Consider the following 26113-nt stretch of genomic DNA (forward strand, 5'->3'; position numbering starts at 1 on the left):
TAGGATACGTCGGTAATGCCTCGGCCCGGGGCAGCAAGGTCATGCCCGCATGCGGCTGCTGGTCATCGAAGACAATCGCAATCTGATCGCCAACCTGTTCGATTATTTCGAAGCGCGCGGGCATACCCTCGACGTCGCCCCGGACGGCATCACCGGCCTGCACCTGGCCGGTACCCAGAACTACGATGCCATCCTGCTGGACTGGATGCTGCCACGCATGGAAGGGCCGGAGGTGCTGCGCAAACTTCGCGAGGACTTCCGTTCCGAAGTGCCGGTGATCATGCTCACTGCCCGCGACGAGCTGCCGGACAAGATCACCGGCTTCCGCGCCGGCGCCGATGATTACCTGACCAAGCCGTTCGCGCTGCCGGAGCTGGAAGTGCGGTTGGAGGCGGTGCTGGCACGCACGCACGGGCGTAATCCGCGCAAGCTGCTGGAAGTGCACGATCTGCAGCTGGACCTGGCCACGTTCGAGGCGCAGCGTGGTGGACAGGTGCTGCACCTGTATCCGGCCTGCCGCAAATTGCTGGAAGTGCTGATGCGGGCCAGCCCGGCGGCGGTGACCCGGGACCAGCTGGAATATGCGCTATGGGGCGACGAACCACCGGATGGCGACATGCTCAGGTCGCATATCTATGAGCTGCGGCGTGCGGTCGATGGCCCGTTCGAGCAGAAGCTGCTGCAGACCCTGCCGCGTGTCGGCTACCGCTTGTCCGCGCCCGCAGCAGCCGTGCAGCCATGAAGCGGCGCACACTGCGCCGCAAGCTACTTGGCTGGCTGGCGGCGTATGTCGCGCTGGTGACGTTGGCGGTGTTCAGCGCGGCCAACTATGTGCACGAACATGCCGAGCACGCGGTGTGGCGTTCGTTGTTGAATACCGAGCTGGACAGCATCATCGGTCAGATGCGGGTCGATCCAACTTACCATTGGCAGGATTCGGATACCTTGCGTTTTTACGCTGCCCATGAGCCTGCGGGTATACCCGAGACTCTGGGGCGCCTGCACCCAGGCTTGCATGATGGTGCCTTGCTGGAAGGCAAGCAGGCGGCGGTGATGGTGCGCGATACCAGCGATTTTGGTCGGGTGGTATTGGCCCTGGATATCTCCGACTTCGGCGAACTTGAACATTTCGTCACGCGTTGGGCGCTGCTGGCCGGTGTGGGCTTGTTGCTGGTGACCTTGTTGATGTCCTGGGTGGGCATGAACCGCCTGGTGCGCCCTCTGTCAGTGCTCGCGCAGGACATCGCCAAGCTGAGTCCCGAGCGTCGCCGGCAACAGGTGCGGGTGGACAAGCGCGGCAGTACCGAGCTGGAGGTGATCGCCGGTGCCTTGAATGATTACCTGCAGCGCAATGAACATTTCGTCGAGCGCGAGCGCGCGTTCATCACTACCGCCAGCCATGAGCTGCGTACGCCGATCGCGGTGATCACCGGTGCCGCCGAGCTGGCGCTGGAGCAACCGGGGTTGCCGGAGAGGGTGCGCCAGCAGTTGCTGCGCGTGCGCAATACATCGACCGGCATGGAGCAGCTGATCCAGTTGTTGCTGGTGCTCGCGCGCGATCCGGCCAAACTGGCCGCGATGAGTGAATTGGTAGCCCTGGATGAACTGTTGCCGGAAATCATCGAAGACCATCGCTACCTGGCCAAGGGCAAGGAGCTGGAACTGGTGCTCCTGGAACGTGCTCCGTGCCAGCTGCTCGCGCCGCTGGCGGTGGTGCAGGCAGCGATTGGCAACCTGCTGCGCAATGCCATCGAGAATAGTGATCGCGGCGTGATTCGGCTGGGGATATCTGCCAATGCCGTGCTGACCATTGAGGATCCCGGGCACGGCATGAGCCCGGAAGAAGTCGCCCAGGTATACGCGCGGATGACCAAGGGCGAGCGCAATCCGGGCGGTGGTATTGGCCTGGACCTGATCGCCCGACTATGCGATCACCTAGGCTGGCAGCTGGAAATCCATTCGCAGCCGGAGCGGGGCACGCGGGTCACCTTGGATATGGGGAGTTCCAGGCCGCGGTAGGAGCGCATTATCTGTAGAGCGCAGCCATGCTGCGCTGGGGCTTTACCGGGGAAGGCTTCTGCCGAGCATGGCTCGGCACTACAGGCTCACGGTGGCAACAGCTCGCGCTCGATCAGCCAGCGCTTTGCATCGTCGGCGTCCTGCTCGAACCAGGCCTGGGTCGAACCCAAGCGGTAGGTGTAGCCCCAGCTGTCCATGTCGGCCATCAGCCGCGCGCTGCCTACGCCCGGCAGTTGCCCGGCCAGCACGATCTGCAGGTAGCAGGTGGCGTCTTCCTCGGGGACCGAGTCGGTGGCATCGGTATGCACCTGCGCGCGCCGCTCGGGTGGCAGCACGATCAGGTGGCAGGATTCGTGCAGCATCGAATGCACCGGCGTGTCATCGCGTACATAGACGTCGCAGGCGATGATGCCGGCCTCGGGCTCGCCCCAGTAACTGCCGGGAATCTTCCCGCCTGCGGCAACATGGTTCAGGCGCAGGCCGTGGCGTGCGAGCAGGTCCGCAGCGTCGGTCCAGAGGATATCGCCAACGCACAGCACGGGCTGGGTTGGTTCGTTGGCAGGGCTTTCGTTCACGGGCACTGGAGTCCCGGCGGCGGTAGCCGCCGGAATCTGATCACTTGTCGTCGGGCAGGGCCACGGAAATGTCGAGCACGTCGTTGGCGCCATCCTTGACCAGGTCGACCTTGACCGCATCGGCGTCGATGTTGACGTACTTCTTGATCACTTCCAGCAGCTCACGCTGCAGCAGCGGCAGGTAATCCGGACCGCCGCGGGTGCTGCGTTCCTGCGCGATGATGATCTGCAGGCGGTTCTTCGCGGTTTCGGCGGTGGTCTTCTTCTGTCTCAGGAAGTCGAGCAGTCCCATGCTTATCCTCCAAACAACTTGCTGAAGAAGCCCTTCTTCTCCACGGTGGTGAAGCGCATCGGGCGCTCTTCACCGAGGATGCGGCCGACGGCGTCCTCGTAGGCCTGGCCGGCCGGCGACTCGGCATCCAGGATGACCGGCTCGCCCTTGTTGGAGGCGTTGAGCACGTCGCCGGATTCGGGGATGACGCCGATGGCCTTCAGTCCCAGTACTTCTTCCACGTCGGTGATGCTCAGCATCTCGCCGCTTTCAACACGCGAGGGGCTGTAGCGGGTCAGCAGCAGGTAGGCCGGCACGGCCTTGCCGGCTTCGGCGTTGGCGGTCTTGGAGTCGAGCAGGCCGATGATGCGGTCCGAGTCACGCACCGAGGACACTTCCGGATTGACCACGACAACGGCGCGATCGGCGAAATACATCGCCAGGAACGCACCCTTCTCGATGCCGGCCGGGGAGTCGCAGATGATGAAGTCGAAGCCGTCAGCGGCCAGGTCCTTGAGGACCTTCTCCACGCCTTCCTTGTTCAATGCGTCCTTGTCGCGGGTCTGCGAGGCGGCCAGCACGTACAGGTTGTCGAAGCGCTTGTCCTTGATCAGCGCCTGCTTCAGCGTGGCTTCGCCGTGCACGACGTTGACGAAGTCATATACCACGCGACGCTCGCAGCCCATGATCAGGTCAAGGTTGCGCAGGCCGACGTCGAAGTCGATGACGGCGACCTTCTTGCCGCGGCGGGCGAGGCCACAGGCGATGCTGGCGCTTGAGGTGGTCTTGCCGACGCCGCCCTTGCCGGAGGTGACTACGATGATTTCAGCCAAAGGATCTCTCCTGAATGTCGTTGTGAGCTGCGTCAATCCAGCGCAGCAATCATGATCTGGTCCTGTTCCAGCCATACCTGCACGGCCTTGCCGCGCAGGTTGTCCGGAATATCGTCCAGTACCTTATACCGTCCTGCAATCGCGACCAGTTCAGCGTGGAAGTCGCGACAGAAAATGCGTGCGCTGGTGTTGCCCTGGGCACCGGCCAATGCGCGGCCACGCAGCGTACCGTAGATATGGATGCTGCCGTCGGCGATGACCTCGGCACCGGCACCCACCGTTGAGAGTACGGTCAGGTCGCAGTTCTCGGCGTAGAGCTGTTGTCCCGAGCGCACCGTGGTCAACTGCATCCGGCCCGGCTGCGGTGCGGCGTCGGCGCTGGGCGACGCGGCCGGGGGTGTCGCCGCGGCAGTGGTGCGCTTGCTCTGCTTGGGAGCGGCGGCGGCTGGCGCGGGTGCCGGTTCGGCTTCCAGCGGTTCGTATTGGGCGCGGAACTTGGCCAGTACCGGCAGGCCCAGCTGCTGGGACAGGGTTTCTGTCTCGCTGGTGCCGTAGGCCAGCGCCACCGGCAGTACGCCCGCTTCGCGCAGGCCGTTGACCAGCTGCTGCGCGGTGGCCAGGTCCGGGAGTTGGCTCAAGCCGCCGAAATCCAGGATCACCGCCGCGCGGCCGAATAATTTGGGTGCACGTGCCACGCGCTCGCGCATTTCCTGGGCCAGGCGCTCCACGTCGAGGGTGCGGATGCGCAGGTTGGCAATGCCCACCTGCCCGATTTTCAGTTCACCAGCCTGTTCGTAATCCAAATTCACTGCCATCTCAGGTTCCGGTCGGCCGCTGTTGCAGCAGCCGGCGTGTGTTGCCTACCCAGGGAAGGTCGGGCAGGTTGTCGCCATAGGTTTCTTTTACCCACTCGTAGCTGCACAGATCCTTGAGCAGCATGCTGGCCCGCACATCCACCGAGGGCATGGTGTTCTGGCCGACTTCGCGGAAACCGAAGCTGCCATGGAACAGCAATGCGGCGTCGGCGCCGTGGTCGAGGAATACCTCGCAGGCCATCTGCGGGTAGCGCAGCTCGGCGTAGCTCTGGGCATCGGCATAGAACGCACGGCCGACACCGCCGCCGCGGCGGCGGCTGGCCACCACGATGCGGTCGATATAGAAGAAGCTGGGGTAGCGCTGCTGGAACCAGGCGAAATTGCAGCTGTCATGGGCACTGTTGCTGCCGTAGCCGACCAGGAACCCCGCCATGTTGCCGTCGCGTTCGGCAACCCGGAAGTATTCGGCGGTTTCGTAGAAACGGCGGAGCTTGGCTGCATCCAGCGGGAGAATCGCAAGACCAGCATTGTTGTTCAGTGCCAGGACGGAATCGAGCTCGTGCTCGCGCACGTCGCGGATAACAATCGACATTGTGACTCCGTGGGGTATCGCGGTCGGCCCAGAGGGCTGTGGCGCGATTATCGCATGGGTGGCACGAGCCGGGCGAGCCACGCGCCACGGTTGCCATGCATGACTTCCGAGGGAGGGCGCCGGGGCGGCCGGGTCCTTACCATGCACGGATGTTGGGATACCTCAGCCATACCCGCGTCCTCCGCCTGGCCGGCCTGTTTACCTGGGCCCTGGTCAGCTTGCCCCTGGTCTACACCCAGTACGCACCGGAGGAGGGCGTGCTGCAACCGGCCGCCGGCGAGGCGGTCTGGCTGTTCGTGGCCTACCTGACGTTCGGTGGCTGCTACTTCTGGCTGACCCGCGGGCTCAATGCCGCCGGCCACACCAGCTGGTACGACCGCCTGGCGCTGCTGCTGCTGACAGTGTCGGCACTGGTGGTCAGCTACCTGTCCGCCACTGGCCTGGGCAGCATCCTGATGATGGTCGCGGCCGGGGTGATCCCGTGGCTGCTGAGCCGCTGGGTGGGTGTTGTCTGGCTGGTCCTGAGCCAGCTGGCGGTGTTGCCGGTCTACAACCTGATCCTGGGTTTGCCGCTGTTCGAGGCCTTGCTGCAGTCGCTGTTGTACGGCGGTTTCTCGATGTTCATCTTTGTCACGAGCCTGGTGGCAAGGCAGCAGACCCAGGCGCGGGAGGAGCAGCGGCGCTTGAATGCCGAACTGCGCGCTACCCGCTTGTTGCTGGCCGAGAGCGCCCGGGTCAATGAGCGCACGCGTATTTCCCGTGAATTGCACGACCTGCTAGGCCATCACCTGACCGCGTTGAGCCTGAACCTGGAAGTGGCCGGGCACATCACCGAGGGCCAGGCGCAGGAGCATGTGCGGCAGGCACATACCTTGGCCAAGCTGCTGTTGACCGACGTGCGCGAGGCGGTCAGCCAGCTGCGCGAGAGCGGCGCGATCGACCTTGCGGCGGCGCTGCGGCCCTTGACCGAGCGGGTGCCATCGCTGGATATCCACCTGCAGATCGAGGATCCGTTCAGTGTCGAGGATCCCGAGCGCGCCCATGTACTGCTGCGCTGCACGCAGGAGATCATCACCAATGCGGTACGCCATGCCGGTGCCCGCAATCTATGGATCAAGGTGGAGCGGGACGCGGCCCAGGTGGTCATCAGTGCGCATGATGACGGCATCGGTGGCGATTTCGAGGAAATAATGCCGGGCAATGGCTTGCGCGGCATGCGCGAGCGGCTGGCGCAGTATGGGGGCGTGCTGGATGTGTCGGCGCGAAGCGGTGAGGGTTTCCGTCTTCGCGCCAGCCTGCCGCTGGTTACCAATATGATGTTGGCCTCAGGGCCGCAAGGAGTGCATTGATGATCCGTGTCTGTCTGGTCGACGACCAAACCCTGGTGCGGCAGGGCATCCGTTCGTTGCTGGCGCTGGACGACGGCATCGAGGTGGTCGCCGAGGCCACCGACGGGCGCCAGGCGGTGGAGATGATTCCGCAGGTGCAGCCCGATGTGGTGCTGATGGACATGCGCATGCCGGTGATGTCGGGGCTGGAGGCGCTGCAGACGCTGAGCCGGGCCGGTACGTTGCCACCATCGATCATCCTGACCACCTTCGATGATGACCAGCTGGTGCTGGCCGGGCTCAAGGCCGGTGCCAAGGGCTATCTGCTGAAGGATGTGACCCTGGAGCAGCTGGTCGGCGCCATCCGTACCGTGGCCAATGGCGGCTCGCTGGTGCAGCCGGCGGTGACCCAGCGCCTGCTGTCGGGGCTGGAGCACATGCGCAATGAGTTCGTCAGCCTGGACCGGCCGGATCCGCTGACCGATCGCGAGACCGAGATCCTGCGGCTGATGGCCAGCGGTTTTTCCAACAAGGAGATCGCCAACTCATTGGGTGTGGCCGAGGGCACGATCAAGAACCACGTGTCCAATATTCTTTCCAAGTTGGGCGTCCGCGACCGTACCCGTGCCGTACTCAAGGCCTTTGAACTGCAGCTGGTGTGAGCCACAGGCCGCACGGTGGCTGTCCGGCCCGCATGAATGCGCTACCGGGGTTCGCCCGGGGCGGGCAGGCGGTGATCGGGGAAAAGTTGCCTGCAGTACTGGTGCTGGACACCTCGGACGGTGGAAAATAGCGCGGCTAAGGCGAAATACAGCCCCAGCTATCGGGTGAAGGCGCGTAGGGTTGGTGGTTGATACGCTACCCTGCGGCCTATCGATGAGATAGCGCATTCTGGTAATGGAAACCGGCATGCCAAATGTGGTGAACAACCTGCGAAAAGCCTGATAGGATGGGGGCTTCGCTTCAATCAACCCGGCCGTGGGATCGGCCCCGGAGACTCCTGAATGACCCGTATTATCGAGTTCCTGATCGCTTTGGGGATCGTAGCTGGCCTGTTTGTCCTCATTGGCGTGTGTCTGCCGGGCGAACGCCACATTACCGAAAGCATCGAAACCAATCGCAAGATGACGATCGTGTATGACACGGTCAACAGCCTGCGCCGCTTCAAGGATTGGAATCCGCTGGTGCTGCGCGACAAGGCCGTGGAGCTGAAGTTCAGCGGTCCGGACGCCGGCAAGGGCGCACGCATGGACTATTCCTCCAAGGACCTGGGCCAGGGCAGCTGGCAGATCACCGATAGCGAGAAGAACAAGCGCGTCGTGATTGCCATTGAAGACCCGACCCGCGGTACCGACAAGGTGACCTCGTTCACCCTGGAGCCGACTGGCAAGAACGACCGCAACGTCAAGATCACCCAGGATTACAGCGTCAAGTACGGCTTCGACCTGTTCGGTCGCTATGCCGGCCTGTACGTCAGCCGCCACATCGGTGACGACCTGAAGCTGGGCCTGTCGCGCATGGCCAACATGCTGGCCTCGGTGCCGAACGTTGACTACGCCGCTGCCGAAGCCCCGCTGACCGATCTGAAGGTTGTCCAGGTGCCGGCCGAGAACCTGCTGGTGGTCAACGCCGGCAACATCGACCGCAACAACGACGCCATCCAGAAGTCGATCGACGACAACATGGAGTGGATCAAGCGTGCGATGGATGCCAATGGCCTGGTTGCAGCCGGTCCGGTGCGCATCGTCACCACCGATTTCGGTGCTGAGAAGTACGCCTTCGACGTGGCTCTGCCGGTTCGCAAGGGCAGCGCTGCTGCACCGGCTGCCGACAAGGCCGCTGACAAGAAGGACGGCGAAGCTGCTGCCCCGGCCGTCGCTGCCGCTCCGGCTGCTGCCGGTGATGCTGCCGAGCTGAGCGTCAAGATCCCCGCGGGCAACCCGGTGACCTACCTGCACGCACCGGCCCACCGTTCGGCATTTGCTTCCTACACCGGCCACATGGCTGGCCTGGACCTGGCCCGTAACGGCCTGCGTGCCTGGGCTACCACCACCGGCAACGAAGTTGTTGATCGTCCGTATGAGTCGTGGAAGGGTGGAGTGGCCAAGGCCTTCACCGTCGATGGTTCCTACGACCTCTACTGGGCGGTCAAGTAATCATCGGGTTGTTGTCGATGATCTGATCGAGAAAACGCGCCGCTTCCAGCGGCGCGTTTTTTTTGTGCAAAGCGTTTGCAGGATTGATGGGAGAGCGAGATGTTGGGAGTGGAACGGCGTGCGCGTAAGCCCTCGTTTCTTGCGTTTTGTGGTGGCTTGTTGGCGGCGGCGGCGATTGGTTTGTCGGCCTACGCCTCACATGGCGTGAGCGAGCCGCTGGCACAGTCACATCTGAATACTGCGTCCTTGTATGCATTCGGCCACGGGGTGGTGCTGGTGGGCCTGGGTGCTTCTTCGGTGAACCAGTTGGGCCGGGGGGCCTTGTATGTATTGCTGCTGGGGACGTTGTTGTTCTCCGGCAGCCTAGTGGGCAATGTGCTGATGCATTGGCCCACCCGGTTGGCGCCAGCCGGTGGCATTACCTTGATGGGCGGCTGGCTGCTGCTCGCACTCAGTGCCTTGCGTCGCTGAGCCATGCCCCGCTACCGGCGCGGTTTCGATATCGATGAGGCGCAGGCGCACCTGCAGCGGGTGGACAAGCGTCTGGCCAGCTGGGTGCGCCGCGTTGGACCGTTGCCGGCGCCGCAAGGCTGGGCGCGTTCGTTCGACCCGGTAGATGCGTTGGCGCGGGCTATCCTGTTCCAGCAACTCAGTGGCAAGGCTGCCTCGACGATAGTTGGACGGGTGGAAGCGGCGATTGGCAGCAAACGACTGCACGCTGCAAGTCTTGAACTGATTGATGACCCGGGGTTGCGTGCATGTGGTGTATCCGGCAACAAGGCCTTGGCGCTGCGTGACCTGGCCCGGCGCGAGCGCGCGGGCGAACTGCCGAGCTTGCGGCAGATGTCGGTGATGGATCACCAGTCCATCGTCGACGCCTTGGTGGCAGTACGTGGCATCGGCCGCTGGACAGTGGAGATGATGCTGATGTTCCGGCTCGGCCGGCCTGACATTCTGCCGGTCGATGACCTCGGCATCCGCAAGGGCGCGCAGCGTGTGGACGGTGGCGAGACCATGCTGACGCCCAAGGCCTTGGCCGAGCGCGGCGAGCGCTGGGGCCCGTACCGCACCTGGGCCAGCCTGTACCTGTGGCGTATCGCCGACTTCAGCACCGATCCGAAGCAGAAGACCAATCGTTCGCAGGATTGAGCAGCACGGCAGTGCGTGTGGCTGCTCTTTGCAGGAGCGGCGTAAGCCGCGAAGCCAGTAGAGCGTCAGCACCGAGTTTCTGCCTGCCAGGCCGCATCCGCCTCAGCGTCGAGCCGGGTGCTTGTCTTGGTTGCGATTTTGCCCGGCAGCCCGGTTGCGTCAGCGTCGCGGCTTACGCCGCTCCTACAAGTCCGAAGCGCTGCGATAGCACCAGTGCCAGGGCTCGTAGACGATGCCGTGCGGGTTGTCGCGCGGGTAGCTCATGTGGAAACCGAAGCGCGCGGCGTGCTGCTGCAACCAGGCGAAGCCTGCGGTGTGCTCGAAGGATTCCTCGGCCGGCGGTTCGCCAGGCGCGCTGATATCCAGCGCGTTGCCACCGTGGTGTTCGCTGTAGCCAGGCGCGGCATTGACGGTGAGGATCTCGTCTACGCTCAGGCCGCGTGCCAGCTTGCGCTCGAAGATGCCGAGCTGATAGTCGTGACTGCGATAGCCGGAGATTGCGTCCAGCGCCAAGCCATCAACGGCAGCGGCGTGCTGCATACGCTGCCAGCCGCGCGCAGCAGCACCGGTCAGCCACAGTGGACGACGGTAACGATCGAAGCCCGCCAGGCGCAGATGCGCCGGTTCGGCGACCAGCGGTAAGCCGGTCTGCGCCGCATAGGCATCGGCATCCAGGTTCAGTTGCTGCAGGTGCAGATGCAGCTGATGTAGCGGCAGGCTGCCGCTCGGCGGTGGAATGCGGGAGGACTGCGTGCGCAGGGCTTGCAGTGCGGTCAACGCAAAGTCGATGCCGGGTTCGTCCGCCAACCTGGTCACCAGGGGCATCAGTCCACCGCGCAGCTGCGCAGCCAGATAGCGCCCATCGCGCTTGCGGCGCAGTAAATGTGTTGCCCTGGACAGCACCCGGGCGTCGTCGCTGCTGCGCGCGCGCAACAGGCCACCGGGCCATATCTCGATGTCCGGTGTGTTGATCAGGATGTGGGGAGCATTGCGCATGCGCGCAGCTTAGGCCCGTGCGCCGTCGGCGGCCAGTCGCTTGAGTTCATCCAGCAACGCGCGCGGCTGCTCGGGGCTTACCAGCACGCAGTTGCCATCGCGCAACGGGATCACCAGTACGCGGCTGTCGTCGGTGATCAGGCAGAAGCCCTTGCCGCCATCCTTCATGTGGAAGTGCCCGGCGCGAAAACCGGGAAACTGGAAGCCGTTGGATTTCATGCCCGGTTTGAAGTCCGGGTTCTCGGCGAAGTTGACGATGCGTGCGCGGTCCAGGCGCATCGAACTCAGCGGTACGCGCCGGGTGTACAGGGTGCTGGCAATGGTCAGTTGCTGGGCATCCAGGCGCAGCTCGCGGCGACGGTAGGCCAGCGTCAATGCGGCCCCAACCAAGGGCAGCACCAGCCAGCCGCCCCAGGAGTTGAACGACGTGGTGAACGGCAGCTTGCCGGCGAACAGGCGGATCAAGGGATCGATGCTCATCACCAGCAACATCGGCCCCCATAACCAGAACAGCAGCGAGCTGGTGGGCTTGGCCACCCTCAAGGCTGCATCGAACACTGCGGCACGGGGCGCGGTGGTGCTCATGGCTGCGCCTTCAGCCAGTGCGCGATGTCGTTGATCATCGTGGCATCGACATGCCCCGGTCGCGCGTATTCCTCCAGCGAGCTCTTGCCTTCACCGGCGATGCCCAGGTGATTGAGGGCGGGGTAGTGATGGAAGCGGTAGCGATCGCCGGCCAGTCCCTGCTTCCAGCGTTGCCAATCGGCATCCACCACCTGGAAGTCGCGCCCGCCCTGCAGCAGCAATGCCGGCAGTTGGCTGTCGCGCACATCGGCGATCGGGTCGACCTGCTCCAGCTGCTGCCAGAAACGGCCGGGGGTATCCATCAGGCGTACATCCGGGTTGCTGCGTACCGCCGCGATGGCCGCATCCAGTGCCTGCAGGTGGGCCTGTTCTTCGGTGCTGATGTTGCCATCCAGGCCGACCATGTAGCGGTTCTGTTCGGCCAGCAGGTCCAGCAGGGGCCGCGCGGGCGCCGCAAACAATACCAATCCTGCGAGCTTCCCCTTGCTGGCCTTGGCAATGCGTCCGGCCAGCAGGCCGCCCTGGCTGTGACCGAGCAGATAGATATGGCGTGGATCAATGCTGGCAGTGCTGGCCAAGGCGGTGACCGCGGCGACGGCATCGTCGGTGGTTTCATCGTCGATGCTGAAGCTGCCCTGGAAATCCTGCGGCCTTGCGTGGGTGCGCTTGTCATAGCGCAGCACGGCGATGCCCTGCGCGGCGAGTCCGCGGGCGATGTCCAGGAATGGGCGATTGGGGCCGCTGCTCTCGTCCCGGTCCTGCGGACCGGAGCCATGCACCAGCACCACGGCCGGGAACGGGCCTTTGCCCTTGGGCAGGGCAAGGGTGCCGGGCAGGCCTGCCTTGTCGGGTGCGTTGCCAGGTACGGTGAACGGCTGCTCGTTGAAGTTGGCATCGCTGGCGGGTGCGGCTGCCGGCGCGGCGGCTGCTGGCTGCAGCAGGAAGCCGGCAATCTTGTCGTTCTGGTCCAGGGCCACGCGCGCCTGCAGCTGCCCGTTGGCATAGTTCAAGGGAATGACGACGATGCGATGGCCATCGGCTTCGCTGGTACGGGCCTGGCCGCGCTGGCCTGCCGCGCCCATCTGCGCGGGCAGTGATTCCCATACCGCCTTGAGCTTGTCCGCGGGTACCGCGGCCTTCATCTGCGTGGAAAAACTGGCCTCCGCTTCGCTGTAGTGACCCGCGTCAAGCTGATCGAGCAGGCGCGTGGCCAGCGCTGCGGGTGTTTCCGCCGCCATGCCGGGCGCGGTGATGAGCAGTAGGGCGGTAGCGATCCCGGCGAGCCGCGCCTTCATCACTGTTCCTTCTTGAAGATGAGCATGGCCGGTGACAGCTGGCCGTAGTGCACCATGTTGACCAGTTCCCAGCCGAGGTTGCCTTGTTTGGTCAGCTCCGCCTGGATCTTCTCGGCGGTAGGGCCACCCTTGAGCATCGAGGCAGACAGTTCGATGGTGAGGTATTGCCAACGCTTGCTCATTGTTCTTCCTTGTCATCAGCTTTGGGTTTGGGAAGACGCCCGGCCTTGCGCAGGGCATCGCGGATCACATACTCGATCTGCGCGTTGAGGCTGCGCAGTTCGTCATCGGCCCAGCGCTGGGCAGCCGCCAGAACTTCAGCGTTGATGCGCAGCGGATAGGCCTTCTTCTCGCTCACCGGCGGGGTGCTCCGTTGTTGCCGCGACGCAGGTGCAGCACCAGCGAAATGCCCAATGCATTGACCGCGACCACCAGCGCGATGATCACGCCGTAGGCGATGTTGCGGTTGTCGCCGGCCAGATAGACGCCGGTGGCGGCCACGAACATGCACAGCGCGATCAAGGCCCAGCGCAGCCCCATGCCGCGTGCGTGCGCGGTGCCCGGGCGCCCGCTCCACACCGCGAAGCAAAGAGCGGGGATGCCGGTGGCAGCGATGATCAGGGGGGCATAGACATTCACTACGGTTACCTCGTTACGTTGTTCAGTACAGCGAGCCAGCGTTGACGATGGGCTGGGTGCCGCGGTCCGAGCACAGCACGGTCAACAGGTTGCTGACCATGTGCGCCTTGCGCTCCTCGTCGAGGGTGACGACGGCGTTCTTCTGCAGTTCCAGCAGTGCCATCTCGACCATGCCGACGGCACCGGCGACGATCTGCGTGCGTGCGGCAATCACCGCGCTGGCCTGCTGGCGCTGCAGCATGGCCTGGGCGATCTCCGGGGCGTAGGCGAGGTGGCTGATGCGCGCATCGAGCACCTGCACGCCGGCATCGGCCAGGCGCTCGGCCAGTTCGTCCTTCAGGTGCTGGGAGATCTCGGTGGCGTGGCTGCGCAGGGCCAGCTGGCCTTCGGTGTGCTGGTCATAGGGATAGCTGGTCGCCATCGCGCGCAGCGCCGACTCGGACTGGATGTGCACGAAGCTCTCGTAGTCGTCGACGTTGTAGACCGCTTCGGACGCGTCGACCACCTGCCAGACGATGACTGCGGCGATCTCGATCGGCGAGCCGTCCAGCTCGTTGACCTTGAGCTTGCCGCTTTCGAAGTTGCGCACGCGCTGGCTGACCTTGCGCTTGGTGTAGAAGGGGTTGTTCCAGCGCAGGCCGTTGTCCTTGACCGTGCCGACGTACTTGCCGAACAGGCTGATCACCGCCGCCTGGTTGGGCTGGACCATGTACAGGCCGGCGCTGAGGAAGATGCCCACGGTGATCAGCACGATGCCGGCAAGCACCAGCAATCCGCCGCCGCCGATACCGTTGTTGGTGACGAACACCGCGCCGATGATGGACGCTGCGCCAGCCAGCATCAGCACGATGGTGCCGAGCAGGGTGGAGATGCCGGGGAGGGAACCGAGGGACTTCTCTTTCATGGCACATCTTCCGTGGTGGTTGGGTTGAAAGATATCAAATTGATATCAACATGCAAGCGATTCTGGCGCAGCCCTTCCACCCGGCCGGGAACCCGTAGCCCGGGTAAGCGCCAGCGCACCCGGGGAGTAGGCTGGCCCGCGATCGCCACGGTCGTTCCGCGCATTCCCCCGGGTGCGCTGGCGCTTACCCGGGCTACGATGTCCCCTCGCTGGGCGGCGTTGCCTAGAATAGGCACCCTCTTTAGCGTCTCCCGGACCTGTCTGATGATCACCCTCGGTACCCCGCTGTCCCCCTCTGCCACCCGCGTGCTGCTGCTTGGTTCGGGCGAACTGGGCAAGGAGGTTGCGATTGAGCTGCAGCGCTTCGGGGTGGAAGTGATTGCTGCCGATCGTTATGCCAATGCCCCGGCCATGCAGGTGGCGCACCGCAGCCACGTGTTGGACATGCTCGACCCGGCTGCGCTGAAGGCGCTGATCGCGCAGGAGCAACCGCATCTGGTGGTGCCGGAGATCGAGGCCATCCACACCGAAACCCTGGTGCAGCTGGAAGCCGAGCAGGGCCTGCGGGTGATCCCAACCGCGCGCGCGGCGCGCCTGACCATGGACCGCGAAGGCATTCGTCGCCTGGCCGCCGAGACCCTGGGGCTGCCGACCTCGCCGTATCGCTTTGTCGATACCGAAGCCGAATACCACGAAGCCGTCGCCGCCATCGGCCTGCCCTGCGTGGTCAAGCCGGTGATGTCGTCCTCCGGCAAGGGCCAGAGCACGCTGCGCAGCGACGCCGACATCGGCCCGGCCTGGGAGTACGCACAGACCGGCGGCCGTGCCGGTGCCGGCCGCTGCATCGTCGAAGGCTTCATCGATTTTGATTACGAGATCACCCTGTTGACCGTGCGCCATGCCGGTGGCACCGCGTTCTGCGACCCGGTCGGCCACCTGCAGAAGGACGGTGACTACCGTGAAAGCTGGCAGCCGCAGGTGATGTCGGCCAAGGCGCTGGAAGGCGCGCAGCAGATTGCCCGCGCCATCACCGATGACCTCGGCGGCTGGGGACTGTTCGGTGTGGAGTTGTTCGTGAAGGGCGACGCGGTGTGGTTCAGCGAAGTTTCGCCGCGTCCGCATGACACCGGCCTGGTCACCCTGGTATCGCAGGAGCTGAGCGAGTTCGCCCTGCACGCACGCGCCATCCTTGGCCTGCCGATCCCGAACATTCGCCACAACGGCGCTTCGGCATCCTGTGCGATGCTGGCGCAGGGCCATGGCGTGCCGTTCTTCAGCAACGTCGCTGAAGCATTGATCCATCCGGACTCGGCGCTGCGCCTGTTCGGCAAGCCGATGGTGCAGGGCCAGCGTCGCGTTGGCGTGACCCTGGCACGTGCCGCCGATGTGGAGCAGGCGCGTGCGATTGCACGCGATGCGGCAGCGGCAATCGGGATTGAGTTGCGCTGAGCGCTCAGCCCCCTCCCTTTACCGAAGGCAAGGGGAGGGTTGGGGAGGGGTAAAGCTTTGCTGCCCTGATGCAGCTCCCGCACCAGCCGTCGCCCGCGCGCTTGTGGGAGCGGCGTAAGCCGCGAAGCTGGCAATGCTGCAGCAGCGGGATGCATCGTCATCTGTTGATGTACGCGCTTCGTGGCTTACGCCGCTCCTACAATGGCAGGCGAGCATCATCAGTCGCGAAGCTGACATTGCTGAGTGTCATGGTCCTTGCGATCTGGTGGTGCAGCTGCTTCGCGGCTTACGCCGCTCCCACAAAAACCAGAAGCCAAAAAAAACGCCGGCCAAGCCGGCGTTTTTTTACTTCACATCCACCCAGACAAGGTGGTGATCGCTGCCATCGGCGATCTTCGCCTCCGGGCTGTCATTGGCGGGCCAGAACACGCCGCTGCCGATATAGCTCAGGCCGGTGGAAGGCAGCACGTAGTCCAGGCGCATCGTGCCCGAGCGCGGGCCGAAATCGCCGGTTGCATGTTGCGGCGCGCCGCGGCGGACGATGCCTTTCTCTGCGTAGGCCAGGCTGGTCTGTTCGGCGCCGACGCTGGTCGGGGTCGGGTAGCGCAACACGCGCGGGTGCTCGAGCAATTCGAGGATGGCGTCGTGACGGCCATCACCGTCGGCCGGATCGTTGTTCAGATCGCCGACGATGACGAAGCGCGCGTCGGCGGCCAAGCCACCACAGCTGCCCTTGTCATCGCACAGCCACGGCTTGTCGCCGCCATCGAGGTATTCCTTCCACAGCCGCAGTTCGTCGTGGTTGCGGGCGGCGTTGCGCTTCTCCTTGCCATCAAACACCGGCGGGGTGGGGTGGGAAGCCAATACGTGGATGGTGCCCAGCGGGGTGCTCACCGGCACATCCCAGTGCGATTTGGAGGACAGTCGCAGCTGTGACCACACCGCATCCGGCCAGAACGACTTGCCGGTGCTGGGGTCGGTCGGGCGCAATGCGCCGGGCATCGTGCTCCACTTCAGCAGCTGGAAGCTACGTACCGCCGCCTCATCGATCGGATACCTGGACAACACCAGCATGCCGTACTGGCCGGGGTGCAGGCCGTAGCCCCAGGCGTCGTTGCCGCGTTCGCGGCCCTTGCCGCCGACGCTGCCGTTGTTGTCCAGGTCCAGGCCGCTGGGTACGCCGGTATTGACCGGGGCCAGGTAACGATACGGGTACTTCAGGGCTGCGCCGCCGCCCGCCTGGGCGACTTCGAGATAGCGTTGCTGGAACAGGTCGGCGGCGCGGTGTGCGTCGTCGAAATCGAATTCGTTGAGCAGGACCAGATCCGGTCGCGTCTGCTGCAGCACGGCAGCAATCTTGCGCGCGTGCGCACTGTCGCCCTGCAGTTCACGGATCAGGCCGCCTTCTTCATCGGAATACAGCGAGGTGTTGTAGGTCGCCAGCCGCAACTGGGCGGGCGCGCCGGTGTCGGCACTGCCGCTGGGTGAGGTGGAACAGGCTGCCAACAGCAGGGTCATCGGGGCGAGTAGGGTTGAGATGCGCATCTGCCGATTTTCTCACGTCGCCATGACGATAGGGCGAAATGACGGCATCGCAAAAACGCGAACGCCCCGCAAGCGGGGCGTCCACGGACAGCGCGGCAACGTTTCTTAGAACGTGCAGCCCATCGCGCCGAAGCTGGTCTTGGCCTGTTCCAGCGCGGTCTTGCACTGGTTGGCCAGCTCGGTCTTGTCGGTCACGCCAGCCCAGGCGCTACGCGACTGCTCGATGCCCTGCTTCATCATGTCGCGCTGGGCTTCAGGAACCTTGTCGCTGATGCATGCGTAGACCTTTTCCAGGTACTGGTCGCATTCCGGAACGCCGGTGCCGGCCTTGACGGTGTCGGTGGATGGTGCCGGGGTGACTTCGGCTGCCGGTGCTGCCGGAGCAGCGGCCGGGGTGGCTGCCGGTGCGTCGGTGGCCGGGGTTTCGGCCTTCTTGCAGCCAGCGAGGGCCAGGGTGCCAATGGCAGCCAGAATCAGTAGTTGGGTCTTCACGCATTACTCCTGTTGAATGGATACTTCCTTGCGCCATCACGGTGCGCGATGACATTCCTATTCTGCATAAATCCCGGTTAAATATGTATCAAGGCCGCTTGAAATTGAGCTGCGTCTCAATCAGGGCAGGGTACTGCCAAGGTCCTGTTCGCCCTGCACCCAACGCTTGCCGTCGAAATACTCCAGCGGATGGAAGCGGCGCTTGTAGTCCATCTTGCGGTGGCCGTCGATCCAATAGCCCAGGTACAAATGCGGCAAGCCGTTGCGCTGCGCCCAGGCGATCTGCTGGAGGATGCCGAAGGTGCCGAGGCTGCGTTTTTCCTGCTCGGGGTCAAAGAATGTATAGACCGCCGACAAACCCAGGTCGGTGACGTCGGTGACCGCGACGGCCAGCAGTTGCCCGCGCTTGCCGGCCACGCCCTGGGTGCGGATCTCCATGAAACGGCCATGTGACCAGCTGCCGATCAGGAACTGGTCGAACTCATGCGGGCCGTGTTCGTCCATGCCGCCCTTGGCATGGCGATGGGTCAGGTAGCGTTGATAGAGCGCGAACTGCTCGTCCGTCCGTTCGGCCGGCAGGATCCGGCACTGCAGGTCGGCGTTATGTGCCAGGCAGCGGCGCTGGCTGCGATCCGGGTTGAAACGGTCGACCGGAATGCGCACCGGTACGCAGGCACGACAGCTTTCGCAGTGGGGCCGGTAGACCAGATCGCCGGAGCGGCGGAAACCCCAGGTCAATGCCATCGGGTAGAGCGCGCCCAGGCGCTCGTCCTGCGGATCCAGCACAAGATCGCGGGCCTGCCGTTCCGGCCAGTAGCCACAGGGGTGCTCGCCGGTCTGGAACAGGCGCAGTTCGTCGTTGTTTTCACCGTGGGCTGCCATGTGCACAGCATAGCCGTGGCGCGTCGCAAAACCTGCGCCTGTCTGCGCGATGAATATCGCCGGCCCGCCGGTCAACCGCTGCGGTGGCCCGCGCGTTGACCGTAGCGAGGACGCAATGCCGCGTCCGCTGTCTCACCACGGAGTCACACCATGACCAAGACCCACCGCAACCCCTTCCTCCTGCTGGCGATGCTGCTGGCCACCTCGGCAACCGGCTGGGTGTTCGCGGCTGCGCCGACCGGCCCAAACCCGGCGCCACCGCGTCTGGATGCCAACAATGATGGCGTGGTCGATCGTCAGGAAGCGGCGGCGCGTCCGCATCTGGCGCAGCGTTTCGACGAGCTGGACAAGAACAAGGATGGCAAGCTGTCGCGCGAGGAAATGGCGCAGATGCGCCATGACGGCCGTCACGGCGGTGATCGCCATGGCGGCCATCGCGGCCACCGCGATGGCGGCTTCATGCGTGGCATGGATACCGATAACGATGGCCGCATCAGCGCTGCCGAGTACCAGGCCAACTTCATCCGCCTGGACGTCAACAAGGACGGCTATATCGACCAGGCCGATCGCCAGGCCCGTGCCGAACAGCGCCGTGCCGAGTGGTTTGCCAAGGCCGATACCAACAAGGATGGCAAGTTGAGCCCGGCCGAACTGGAGGCCGCGCGCAAGGACGGCCACCGCGAGCACCGTGGCCAGCGCGGCCCGATGCCGCCGCAGGCTCCCGCTGCGAAGTAAGTGCTACAAAGGCGCCGATCGACAACACACCCGCTGGCAGCAGCGGGTGTGTTTTTTCGTTTGCTCAAGTGCGCAACAGGGAGAAAGCCACTGCGGCAACGACCAGCAACGAGGAACTGATGACCGCGGCACGCCCGAACAGGCTGCGATACACCCAACTGGGACCGGCGCGGCCATGCTGCGCTGCGTCGCGTGCCAGCATCAAGGCCATGGTGCGGGGCAGGGTGACCAGGTACTGGTAGTTCAGCGCAATCATGCCAACTGCCAGCAGGAGCAGCCCGGCAGTGGTGCCCAGCCGAAGCACGATGCCACTCAGCGCGCTGATGCAGAACAACAGAGCAGTGAGGGTATGCAGGCGCATGAAGCGCAGTACCTGGCTACGTTCTGTTTGGGTATGTGCGAAATGCAGCAGATAGAGGCTGGAGAAGAGCGCAGCCAAGGTGCCGAACACCATGGCACCCAGCACTACCCACATGTCGAAGGGATTGGGGAATACGGTGTTCAGGGTTGCGCCCAGCCCTCCCGCCGCGGCACCGCCGAATACGGTATTGGTGCCCAGTCCGCCAAGGCCGACTTTGCCGGCGCTACTGCCTGCCACGCCAAGCGAAGTTGAGAGAATGACCGCACTGGCGGTGCCCGGTGCGGCCAGCATCAAGGTGGAACTGACCAATGCCGCGAATGCGGTACCTGGCGCGGTATTGCGGGCAAACTCACCGAAGCGTCTGAGCATTTCCTCGCGCACGCTGGCGCGCGCGCGCGACAGGCGCTTGCGCACAGCTGCGTCGCTCAGGCCCAGCAGCATGGCCACCTGCTGCGAACTCTGCCCTTCGCGGTAGTACAGCAGCAGGGTTTCGCGGCTGTCCTCGGGCAGGGCCGAGATGATTTCCTCGGCGACCAGTTCTTCCTCCACCCGCGCCATCGCGTCGACACCGTTGGGCGAGGGATCGGCGGCCATGCCGATGGCGATTTCCGCAGCCTCGCCGCTGAGCGGACGGTTGCGGTTGGCGCGCAGCCAGTCGCGGGCCAGGTTGCGGGTGATCTGCCGCAGCCAGGGCAGGAAGCTGGAGCTGTTGTTGAGCTGGGTGAGCTGCTGCCAGGCCTTGATGAAGGCTTCCTGGGCGATGTCCTCGCTGGCCTGCACATCGCGGGTGATGGCCAGGGCGATCGCGGTCACCGTGTTCTGGCAGGCCACCACGATGCGCCCATAGGACTGCGTGCAGCCCTGGCGGGCGGCAGGCAGCTCGTTCTGCAGCAGGATTTCCAGCGTTTCGGTGCTCATCGGACAGGCCTTTTCGACGGTACTGCCAAACAGGACGGGCACCGAAGCCCGATGTGACCGATTATTTTTCCGGTGCCGGTGCCGGTGCCGGTGCCGGTGCCGCCGGCGGGGTGTCGGGCTGGGACTGGATGCGTACGCGGAACTCGTCTTCGCTGGCTTGCGGCTGGGCAGGCCGTGCCTGTGCCGGGTTGGCGGCCGGCGTCGTGGCTGCCGGTGCCGGTGCCGTGCGATGGCGCATCATGATCACCAATGCCACGCCGGCAATCACCACCAGCAGCGCGATGCGGATGCGCCAGGCCCAGTTGCGGCCAGTGCCGGCCTCGGCCGGGGGCTCGCGGAAGGCGTACTCTGCGGTGGGATGGTCGCGGCGGGTGGTGTCGAGCAGGCGCTTGTCACGCAGGATCTCGCGCGCACGTGGCTGGTCATTGGCATGCACCACCCAGACCGAAGGCAGGTTCTCGTTGTTGACCTTGTCGGTATAGCTGAACTGGCCGCGGCGCTTGCTGTGGTACGAGCGGCCGTTGGTGACGCGCACCTCGATGCCGGCATCACGCAGGATCTGCGCCACGCCTTCGGCATTTTCGACGCGCTGGCTGCTGAAAATCTTGCGCATGGTTCAGCCCTTGCTCGCTTCGTTGTCGTCGGGGGTCACGCGGATCAGGCCTTCCTGCGCGGTGCTGGCGACCAGCACGCCATCGCGGGTATAGAACTGGCCACGCGCCAGGCCGCGCGAATCCTGCGCACTGGGGCTGTCCAGCGAGTACAGCAGCCAGTCGTCGGCGCGGAACGGGCGGTGGAACCAGATCGCATGGTCGAGCGAGGCCATCTGCACATGCGGCTGGTAGTAGCTGATGCCGTGCGGGAAGGTGGCCGTGCCGAGCAGATGGAAGTCGGAGGCATAGGCCAGCAACGCCTGGTGCAGCTCCGGTGCATCGCCGATCTTCTCGTTCAAGCGCAGCCACACCTGGTGATAGGGCGGGCGCTTGGGCGGGTTCAGTTCGTCGCGCGGATAGACGTGGCGGAATTCGAACGGACCGCCGCGCGAAAGCCAGCGCTGCACCTTCACCGGCAAGCGCTCCAGCACATCGGCCGGCAGTGGACGGCTCGGCTCGATGTCCTCGGGCTGCGGCACATCCGGCATCTTGTGCTGGTGTTCGGCGCCACGCTCGGCCTGCTGGAACGAGGCCGCGCAGAAGAAAATCACCTTGCCGTGCTGGATGGCGGTGACCCGGCGCACCGAGAAGCTGCCGCCATCACGGGTGCGGTCCACGTCATAGACGATGGGGTGGTCGATGTTGCCGGCGCGCAGGAAATAGGCATGCAGCGAATGCACGTGACGGCCGTTCTCGACCGTGGCCTGGGCGGCGGCCAGCGCCTGCCCCAGCACCTGCCCGCCGAACACGTATTTGGTGCCGATATCGCGGCTCTGGCCACGGAACAGGTTGTCCTCCAGCCGCTCCAACGACAGCAGGTCAATCAGTTCGGAGACCACGGGTTCAGGCGTGTTGGACAAGGCGGCGGCCTTCTTTTCGACAGGCCGCGATTATATAAGGCGAGGAGTGAGTTAAGAGGAGTAAGGAGTAAGAAGGGCCAGAAGTGAGTCAAGAGGAGTGAGGAGTAAGAAGGGCGAGAAGTGAGTCAAGAGGAGTAAGGAGTAAGTAAGGGCGAGAAGTGAGTCAAGAGGAGTAAGGAGTAAGTAAGGGCAACAGCCGCAGCCACAGCCACTCCACGGCCACTGCAGGCTCCAGGTTCTTGCTCTTGCCCCTGCTTTTACTCTCTGCCCACTCCTATTCGCTCGTTTCTAGCTCTTGCCCCTGCTTTTACTCGTTGCTCACTCCTATTCACTCGTTTCTAGCTCCTGTCCCTGCTTTTACTCGTTGCTCACTCCTCTCCCCTCGTTCCTAGCTCTTGCCCAGGCGAGCCGCCAGGGCCTGCAAGGCGCCCTGCGCATCCGGCGAGAACCAGGCTTCGACAAAGCGCTCCAGCTGGATGTGCTCGGCCTGCATGGCCTCGTGCAGGTCGGCGCGGGCGATGGCGCGGGTCTGCAGCATCGGCTGCGGCGGCAGCTTGAGTTGGGCCTGCAGCCAGCCGATGGCGCGTTCGACCACCTGCGCTGCGCCGTCGGCCAGTTCATCGACCAGGCCGATCTCCAGGGCGCGCTCGGCGCTGACCAACTGGCCGCCGGTCAGCAAGACGCCGGCACGGTGGTGACCGACCACGCGACGCATCAGGCGCTGGATGCCTTCCGGCGCGACCAGGCCCACCTGTACCTCGTTCAGGCCGATCACATAGGGTTTTGCCGGGTCGGCGCTGCGCGCCATCACCCGGTAATCGCAGCACAGTGCAAGCACGCAGCCGCCGGCCGGCGAGTGACCGGTCAGCGCGGCTACCACCGGGACGCGGCTTTCGGCCAATACACGCGCAGCGCCGAAGAAAGCCTGCCAGCTGTCCATCAGTTTGCGCTTGTCATCGCCATGCGAGAGCAGGTGCGGCACGTCCATGCCGCCGGTGAAGATGCGTTCGCTGCCGGAAAGCACGATGCCGTGCACGTCGTCGGTCATCGCAAGGGTGACGGCGGCAATCAGTGCGCGGCACAGTTCGGTATCCAGCGCGTTGACCGGCGGCCGCGCCAGGCGCAGTTCGCGGATGGGGCCATGGTTGATCACTTCGATGAGCGTGGTCATGCTGCGGTTTCTCGAACGGCAAGGAGTCGTGGCTTGATGATAACCAAACCATTCGTGTGCGTACTGTTGGCCCTGTGTGCATTCGAGGCGGCTGCAGCACCGGCCTGCGTGAGCGTGGAGCAGGGCTGGGTGCGGTTGACCCCGGGGGCGATGCGGATGGCGGCCGGCTTTGCGCGTATCCGCAACGGCTGTGCCAGCGAGGTGGCGGTGGTGGGCGCGGGCAGCAAGGCCTTTGGCGATGTATCGCTGCATGAAACCACGGTCGTGCAGGGCGTCAGCCGGATGCGCGAGATCGAGCGGTTGCCGATCGCCGCTGGGGCTGTTGCCGAGCTGAGGCCGGGCGGTCTGCACTTGATGCTGATGCAGCCGGAAGTGCCGCTGGCGGAGGGCGCGCAGCTGCCCTTACGGTTGAGCCTGGAAGACGGAACCAAGGTCGACGGAATGCTGCAGGTACGGCGCGACGCGCCTGCGCGTTGATCAGGCCTGGGCCTGCTTCAACCAGTCGCGCGGCGACATTCCGGTTCTGGAGGCGAACACGCGCGAGAGCGCCGAGGCATTGGCATAGCCCAGCTCATCGGCCAGCGTCTTGATCGGTCGGCCTTGCCGCAGCCGGCGCTGGGCCAGTGCGATGCGCCAATCGGTGAGGTAGTCCAGCGGCGTCTGCCCGACGATGTCGCGGAAGCTGTTGGCAAACGCGGTGCGCGACATGCCGGCTTGTTCGGCCAGGCTGGTGAGTGTCCAGCTTTCGCCGGGGCGATCGTGCATTGCCGCCAAGGCACGCGACAGGCGTGCATCCGACAGCCCGGTGATGAAGCCGGCGGGAATCCCTGCTTCCTGCGGATGATCGAGCAGCCAGCGCAGCAGCTGGATGACCACGACTTCGAACAGACGATCGGTGAGCAGGCGTTGGCCGCAGCGGACGTTGTCGGTTTCGTTGAACAGCAGCTCCAGCGTCATCGCCAGGCCGGGGATACGTGCCAGCGGCAGTGCGATCAATGAGGGCAGGCCACGTACCAGCGGATGGGCGATGCCGCCATCGAAGTCCAGGCGTGCACAGGTGAAATCGGCGCCCTCGCGTGGCGGGTTGTGGAAGCGATGGCTGAACGGTCGTGGATAGAACAGCAGGGTCGGCTCCTCGAAGTGCATCGAGGTCGGGATATCGCGGCTGCCGGGATGGCTGACCTCGAGCCGGCCACGCCGCAGCACGTGCAGGTAGGCGTGGCCTTCACCTGCATCGAAGCTGGTCAGTCCGCATAGCGGACCGGAGTGGAACAGCTGCGCCTGGAAGCGGAAATTTTCCAGGACGCCGGCCAGGCGATCCACGGGCGGGAGGCTGCTCATCTGTATCAATTGGTTTGTTTACTGGACTGATCGTATCAAATCGTTCGGACCAGGGCGGGATACTTCTTTCACGGGCTGATGGCCCGGCAAGCATCCCAACCGATCAGGAGATCGCCATGTCACGCATCAATCTTGAAACCCGGACCGTCCCCGCCGCCAGCCAGCCGCTGCTGGCACAGATCCACCAGGCCTTCGGCGCGACGCCGAACATGTTCAAGGCAGTGTCCAATTCCCCGGCTGCACTGCAGAGCATGTGGGCTGCGTTCGGCGCACTGGGCAAGGGCAGCCTTGGCAGCAAGCTCGGCGAGCAGATCGCCGTTGCCATCGCCAACCGCAACCGTTGCGAGTACTGCCTGGCCGCGCACACCGTGTTGGGGCAGAAGGCCGGCGCCAGTGCGGCTGAGATGACGTCGGCACAGTCGGGCCAGTCCGAAGACGCGCGCACTGCGGCGGCATTGCGATTCGCGCTGAAAGTGGTGGAGAAGCGTGCGCAGCTGGACGATGCCGATGTGGCGGCGCTGCGGAGTGCGGGCTTCGGTGACGAGCAGATCGTCGAGATTCTTGCCCATGTGGCGTTGAACCTGTTCACCAACTACATCAACGTGGCGCTGGATGTGCCGGTGGATTTTCCGAAGGTGGCGTTGAAGTAAGGCAGTGAATGCGGGCAGGTTGAGGCCACGCTCGCAACTGCAGATCAAGCCCCTCTCCCTCCGGGAGAGGGGTTGGGGAGAGGGTGCGAGCGAAGCCTGGCATTGCTTGCAACGCCAGTGCTGAACCGGCCCTCATCCGCCCCTTCGGGGCACCTTCTCCCGGAGGGAGAAGGGTCAGGCGAGATCAGCTCGAAGCACCCCGCACAGCCTCCGGCAAGGGCGCGCTCTTGCCGGTCTGCGTATCCATCCAGACCACCACCACATTGCCGTCCGAATACAGCTTGCTGTCGTCGTTCTGGTCAACAATGCGGTGACCAATGGTCACGCTGCTGTTGCCCAGGCGCTCGACAAACAACTCGACCACGATGTCGTTCGGCCACACGATCGGGAGGCGATAGTTGATGTTGGTATTGGCCACCACCGGCGCGATGCGGTCGCTCATCGACACGCCTTCCACGCCCAGCATCCAGCGCACGCGCGCCTCTTCCAGATACGAAACGTACTTGGCGTTGTTGACGTGGCCCATCGAGTCCATGTCACGCCAGCGCACGCTGATCGGTACGCGGGCCAGTTGCTTGTGTTCGTTGCTCATTTTGCAGCCTTCTTCTTGGCGGGTGCGGCAGCCTTCTTGGCAGCAGCTTTCTTGACCGGCTTTTCCTTGCGCGGCGGGCGCGCATCAGGCTTGTTGGCCACGGCCGCCGGTTGTTCCGGGCGCGCGTTGGTCGAGGGCAGCATCTTGGCCAGGAACTGGCCGGTGTAGGAGGCCGGATGTGCGGCCACGTCCTCCGGCGTGCCGGTGACCAGCACGGTGCCACCGCGATGGCCGCCTTCCGGACCCAGGTCAACGATCCAGTCGGCGGTCTTGATCACGTCCAGGTTGTGCTCGATCACCACCACCG

Annotated in this window: 32 protein-coding genes and 1 pseudogene; 11 read left to right on the forward strand and 22 right to left on the reverse strand. The window is 64.5% G+C overall.

Features of this window, described 5'->3' with window-relative positions; genetic code table 11:
* The first annotated feature begins 49 nt into the window (after positions 1–49).
* A complete protein-coding gene (locus RT131_RS11645; protein ID WP_313172974.1) occupies positions 50–742 on the forward strand; it encodes a response regulator transcription factor in 693 nt (230 codons plus the stop codon).
* Complete coding sequence (locus tag RT131_RS11650) at positions 739–2019, forward strand: HAMP domain-containing sensor histidine kinase (RefSeq protein WP_313172975.1); 1281 nt, start codon at positions 739–741, stop codon at positions 2017–2019. Before RT131_RS11645 ends, RT131_RS11650 begins: the two co-directional genes overlap by 4 nt.
* Before the next feature lie 86 nt (positions 2020–2105).
* On the opposite strand, the gene RT131_RS11655 is transcribed toward RT131_RS11650, so the two are convergent.
* The 5 genes from RT131_RS11655 to RT131_RS11675 form a co-directional block, all read right to left on the reverse strand.
* A complete protein-coding gene (locus RT131_RS11655; protein ID WP_313173005.1) occupies positions 2106–2558 on the reverse strand; it encodes a hypothetical protein in 453 nt (150 codons plus the stop codon).
* Positions 2559–2634: 76 nt separating this feature from the next.
* A complete protein-coding gene (gene minE / locus RT131_RS11660) occupies positions 2635–2886 on the reverse strand; it encodes a cell division topological specificity factor MinE (protein WP_282271139.1) in 252 nt (83 codons plus the stop codon).
* Between the two features lie 2 nt (positions 2887–2888).
* A complete protein-coding gene (gene minD / locus RT131_RS11665) occupies positions 2889–3698 on the reverse strand; it encodes a septum site-determining protein MinD (protein WP_313172976.1) in 810 nt (269 codons plus the stop codon).
* A 32-nt stretch (positions 3699–3730) separates the two neighbouring features.
* Positions 3731–4513 (reverse strand): septum site-determining protein MinC, encoded by a 783-nt coding sequence (minC, locus tag RT131_RS11670; RefSeq protein ID WP_313172977.1) that lies wholly within the window; start codon positions 4511–4513, stop codon positions 3731–3733.
* Between the two features lies 1 nt (position 4514).
* Complete coding sequence (locus tag RT131_RS11675; protein ID WP_303747064.1) at positions 4515–5105, reverse strand: GNAT family N-acetyltransferase; 591 nt, start codon at positions 5103–5105, stop codon at positions 4515–4517.
* A gap of 149 nt (positions 5106–5254) precedes the next feature.
* On the opposite strand from RT131_RS11675, the gene RT131_RS11680 reads away from it, so the two are divergent.
* The 5 genes from RT131_RS11680 (at position 5255) to RT131_RS11700 (ending at position 9738) form a co-directional block, all read left to right on the forward strand.
* A complete protein-coding gene (locus RT131_RS11680; RefSeq protein ID WP_313172978.1) occupies positions 5255–6454 on the forward strand; it encodes a sensor histidine kinase in 1200 nt (399 codons plus the stop codon).
* The gene (locus tag RT131_RS11685) at positions 6454–7095 is read left to right on the forward strand and encodes a response regulator transcription factor (protein ID WP_313172979.1); all 642 of its coding nucleotides are present in this window, start codon (positions 6454–6456) and stop codon (positions 7093–7095) included. Before RT131_RS11680 ends, RT131_RS11685 begins: the two co-directional genes overlap by 1 nt.
* A gap of 342 nt (positions 7096–7437) precedes the next feature.
* The gene (locus RT131_RS11690; RefSeq protein ID WP_313172980.1) at positions 7438–8589 is read left to right on the forward strand and encodes an SRPBCC family protein; all 1152 of its coding nucleotides are present in this window, start codon (positions 7438–7440) and stop codon (positions 8587–8589) included.
* Between the two features lie 99 nt (positions 8590–8688).
* Positions 8689–9060: a DUF423 domain-containing protein gene (locus tag RT131_RS11695; protein WP_313172981.1), complete on the forward strand. Its 372-nt coding sequence runs from the start codon at positions 8689–8691 to the stop codon at positions 9058–9060.
* A 3-nt stretch (positions 9061–9063) separates the two neighbouring features.
* Positions 9064–9738 carry a DNA-3-methyladenine glycosylase gene (locus RT131_RS11700; protein WP_313172982.1) on the forward strand — a complete coding sequence of 225 codons (675 nt, stop codon included), beginning with the start codon at positions 9064–9066 and terminating at the stop codon, positions 9736–9738.
* A gap of 183 nt (positions 9739–9921) precedes the next feature.
* Here the strand turns inward: RT131_RS11700 and RT131_RS11705 are convergent, their stop codons facing one another.
* The 7 genes from RT131_RS11705 to RT131_RS11735 are packed head-to-tail and all read right to left on the reverse strand — an operon-like array spanning position 9922 to position 14157.
* Positions 9922–10734 (reverse strand): D-alanyl-D-alanine carboxypeptidase family protein, encoded by an 813-nt coding sequence (locus RT131_RS11705; protein WP_313172983.1) that lies wholly within the window; start codon positions 10732–10734, stop codon positions 9922–9924.
* Between the two features lie 9 nt (positions 10735–10743).
* Entirely contained in the window at positions 10744–11319 is a 576-nt protein-coding gene (locus tag RT131_RS11710) for a PH domain-containing protein (protein ID WP_313172984.1), read from the reverse strand.
* A complete protein-coding gene (locus RT131_RS11715) occupies positions 11316–12614 on the reverse strand; it encodes an alpha/beta fold hydrolase (protein WP_313172985.1) in 1299 nt (432 codons plus the stop codon). The genes RT131_RS11710 and RT131_RS11715 overlap by 4 nt, the downstream gene beginning before the upstream one ends.
* On the reverse strand, positions 12614–12796 hold the full coding sequence (locus RT131_RS11720; protein WP_313172986.1) for a DUF4177 domain-containing protein: 183 nt from the start codon (positions 12794–12796) through the stop codon (positions 12614–12616). Before RT131_RS11720 ends, RT131_RS11715 begins: the two co-directional genes overlap by 1 nt.
* Positions 12793–12972 (reverse strand): Arc family DNA binding domain-containing protein, encoded by a 180-nt coding sequence (locus tag RT131_RS11725; protein WP_293711405.1) that lies wholly within the window; start codon positions 12970–12972, stop codon positions 12793–12795. The genes RT131_RS11720 and RT131_RS11725 overlap by 4 nt, the downstream gene beginning before the upstream one ends.
* Positions 12969–13253 carry a hypothetical protein gene (locus RT131_RS11730; protein WP_313172987.1) on the reverse strand — a complete coding sequence of 95 codons (285 nt, stop codon included), beginning with the start codon at positions 13251–13253 and terminating at the stop codon, positions 12969–12971. The genes RT131_RS11725 and RT131_RS11730 overlap by 4 nt, the downstream gene beginning before the upstream one ends.
* A 22-nt stretch (positions 13254–13275) precedes the next feature.
* Complete coding sequence (locus RT131_RS11735) at positions 13276–14157, reverse strand: SPFH domain-containing protein (protein ID WP_313172988.1); 882 nt, start codon at positions 14155–14157, stop codon at positions 13276–13278.
* 264 nt (positions 14158–14421) lie between these two features.
* Between RT131_RS11735 and purT the strand changes: the two genes are divergently transcribed.
* Positions 14422–15606: a formate-dependent phosphoribosylglycinamide formyltransferase gene (gene purT / locus RT131_RS11740; RefSeq protein ID WP_313172989.1), complete on the forward strand. Its 1185-nt coding sequence runs from the start codon at positions 14422–14424 to the stop codon at positions 15604–15606.
* A 345-nt stretch (positions 15607–15951) separates the two neighbouring features.
* Here purT and RT131_RS11745 read toward each other — a convergent pair whose 3' ends face one another.
* From RT131_RS11745 to RT131_RS11755, 3 genes are all read right to left on the reverse strand, one after another.
* Positions 15952–17151: an endonuclease/exonuclease/phosphatase family protein gene (locus RT131_RS11745; protein ID WP_313172990.1), complete on the reverse strand. Its 1200-nt coding sequence runs from the start codon at positions 17149–17151 to the stop codon at positions 15952–15954.
* A 105-nt stretch (positions 17152–17256) separates the two neighbouring features.
* Complete coding sequence (locus tag RT131_RS11750; RefSeq protein WP_313172991.1) at positions 17257–17643, reverse strand: hypothetical protein; 387 nt, start codon at positions 17641–17643, stop codon at positions 17257–17259.
* Positions 17644–17763: 120 nt separating this feature from the next.
* Complete coding sequence (locus RT131_RS11755; protein WP_313172992.1) at positions 17764–18525, reverse strand: arginyltransferase; 762 nt, start codon at positions 18523–18525, stop codon at positions 17764–17766.
* 150 nt (positions 18526–18675) lie between these two features.
* Between RT131_RS11755 and RT131_RS11760 the strand changes: the two genes are divergently transcribed.
* Positions 18676–19260 carry an EF-hand domain-containing protein gene (locus tag RT131_RS11760; protein ID WP_313172993.1) on the forward strand — a complete coding sequence of 195 codons (585 nt, stop codon included), beginning with the start codon at positions 18676–18678 and terminating at the stop codon, positions 19258–19260.
* A gap of 64 nt (positions 19261–19324) precedes the next feature.
* Here RT131_RS11760 and RT131_RS11765 read toward each other — a convergent pair whose 3' ends face one another.
* From RT131_RS11765 to RT131_RS11780, 4 genes are all read right to left on the reverse strand, one after another.
* Positions 19325–20539: a sigma-70 family RNA polymerase sigma factor gene (locus RT131_RS11765; RefSeq protein WP_313172994.1), complete on the reverse strand. Its 1215-nt coding sequence runs from the start codon at positions 20537–20539 to the stop codon at positions 19325–19327.
* Positions 20540–20600: 61 nt separating this feature from the next.
* A complete protein-coding gene (locus RT131_RS11770) occupies positions 20601–21152 on the reverse strand; it encodes a pathogenicity-like protein (protein ID WP_313172995.1) in 552 nt (183 codons plus the stop codon).
* A gap of 3 nt (positions 21153–21155) precedes the next feature.
* Positions 21156–22052 (reverse strand): acyl-CoA thioesterase II, encoded by an 897-nt coding sequence (gene tesB / locus RT131_RS11775; protein WP_282271430.1) that lies wholly within the window; start codon positions 22050–22052, stop codon positions 21156–21158.
* A gap of 388 nt (positions 22053–22440) precedes the next feature.
* Complete coding sequence (locus RT131_RS11780) at positions 22441–23223, reverse strand: enoyl-CoA hydratase/isomerase family protein (protein WP_313172996.1); 783 nt, start codon at positions 23221–23223, stop codon at positions 22441–22443.
* Between the two features lie 36 nt (positions 23224–23259).
* On the opposite strand from RT131_RS11780, the gene RT131_RS11785 reads away from it, so the two are divergent.
* Positions 23260–23700: a copper chaperone PCu(A)C gene (locus RT131_RS11785; RefSeq protein WP_313172997.1), complete on the forward strand. Its 441-nt coding sequence runs from the start codon at positions 23260–23262 to the stop codon at positions 23698–23700.
* Here the strand turns inward: RT131_RS11785 and RT131_RS11790 are convergent, their stop codons facing one another.
* Positions 23701–24564, reverse strand: coding sequence for an AraC family transcriptional regulator (locus tag RT131_RS11790; RefSeq protein WP_313172998.1), 864 nt, complete (start codon positions 24562–24564; stop codon positions 23701–23703). It lies immediately after the preceding gene.
* A 116-nt stretch (positions 24565–24680) separates the two neighbouring features.
* Between RT131_RS11790 and RT131_RS11795 the strand changes: the two genes are divergently transcribed.
* Complete coding sequence (locus RT131_RS11795) at positions 24681–25214, forward strand: peroxidase-related enzyme (RefSeq protein ID WP_313172999.1); 534 nt, start codon at positions 24681–24683, stop codon at positions 25212–25214.
* Between the two features lie 184 nt (positions 25215–25398).
* Here RT131_RS11795 and RT131_RS11800 read toward each other — a convergent pair whose 3' ends face one another.
* Both RT131_RS11800 and RT131_RS11805 read right to left on the reverse strand, forming a co-directional pair.
* A complete protein-coding gene (locus RT131_RS11800) occupies positions 25399–25806 on the reverse strand; it encodes a thioesterase family protein (protein ID WP_293711362.1) in 408 nt (135 codons plus the stop codon).
* Positions 25803–26113 (reverse strand): annotated as a pseudogene (locus RT131_RS11805) (excinuclease ABC subunit UvrA); the annotation flags it as partial. The pseudogene RT131_RS11805 and the gene RT131_RS11800, both read right to left, overlap by 4 nt.

The sequence above is a fragment of the Stenotrophomonas sp. genome, from assembly GCF_032066555.1.
Classification (GTDB): Bacteria; Pseudomonadota; Gammaproteobacteria; order Xanthomonadales; family Xanthomonadaceae; genus Stenotrophomonas.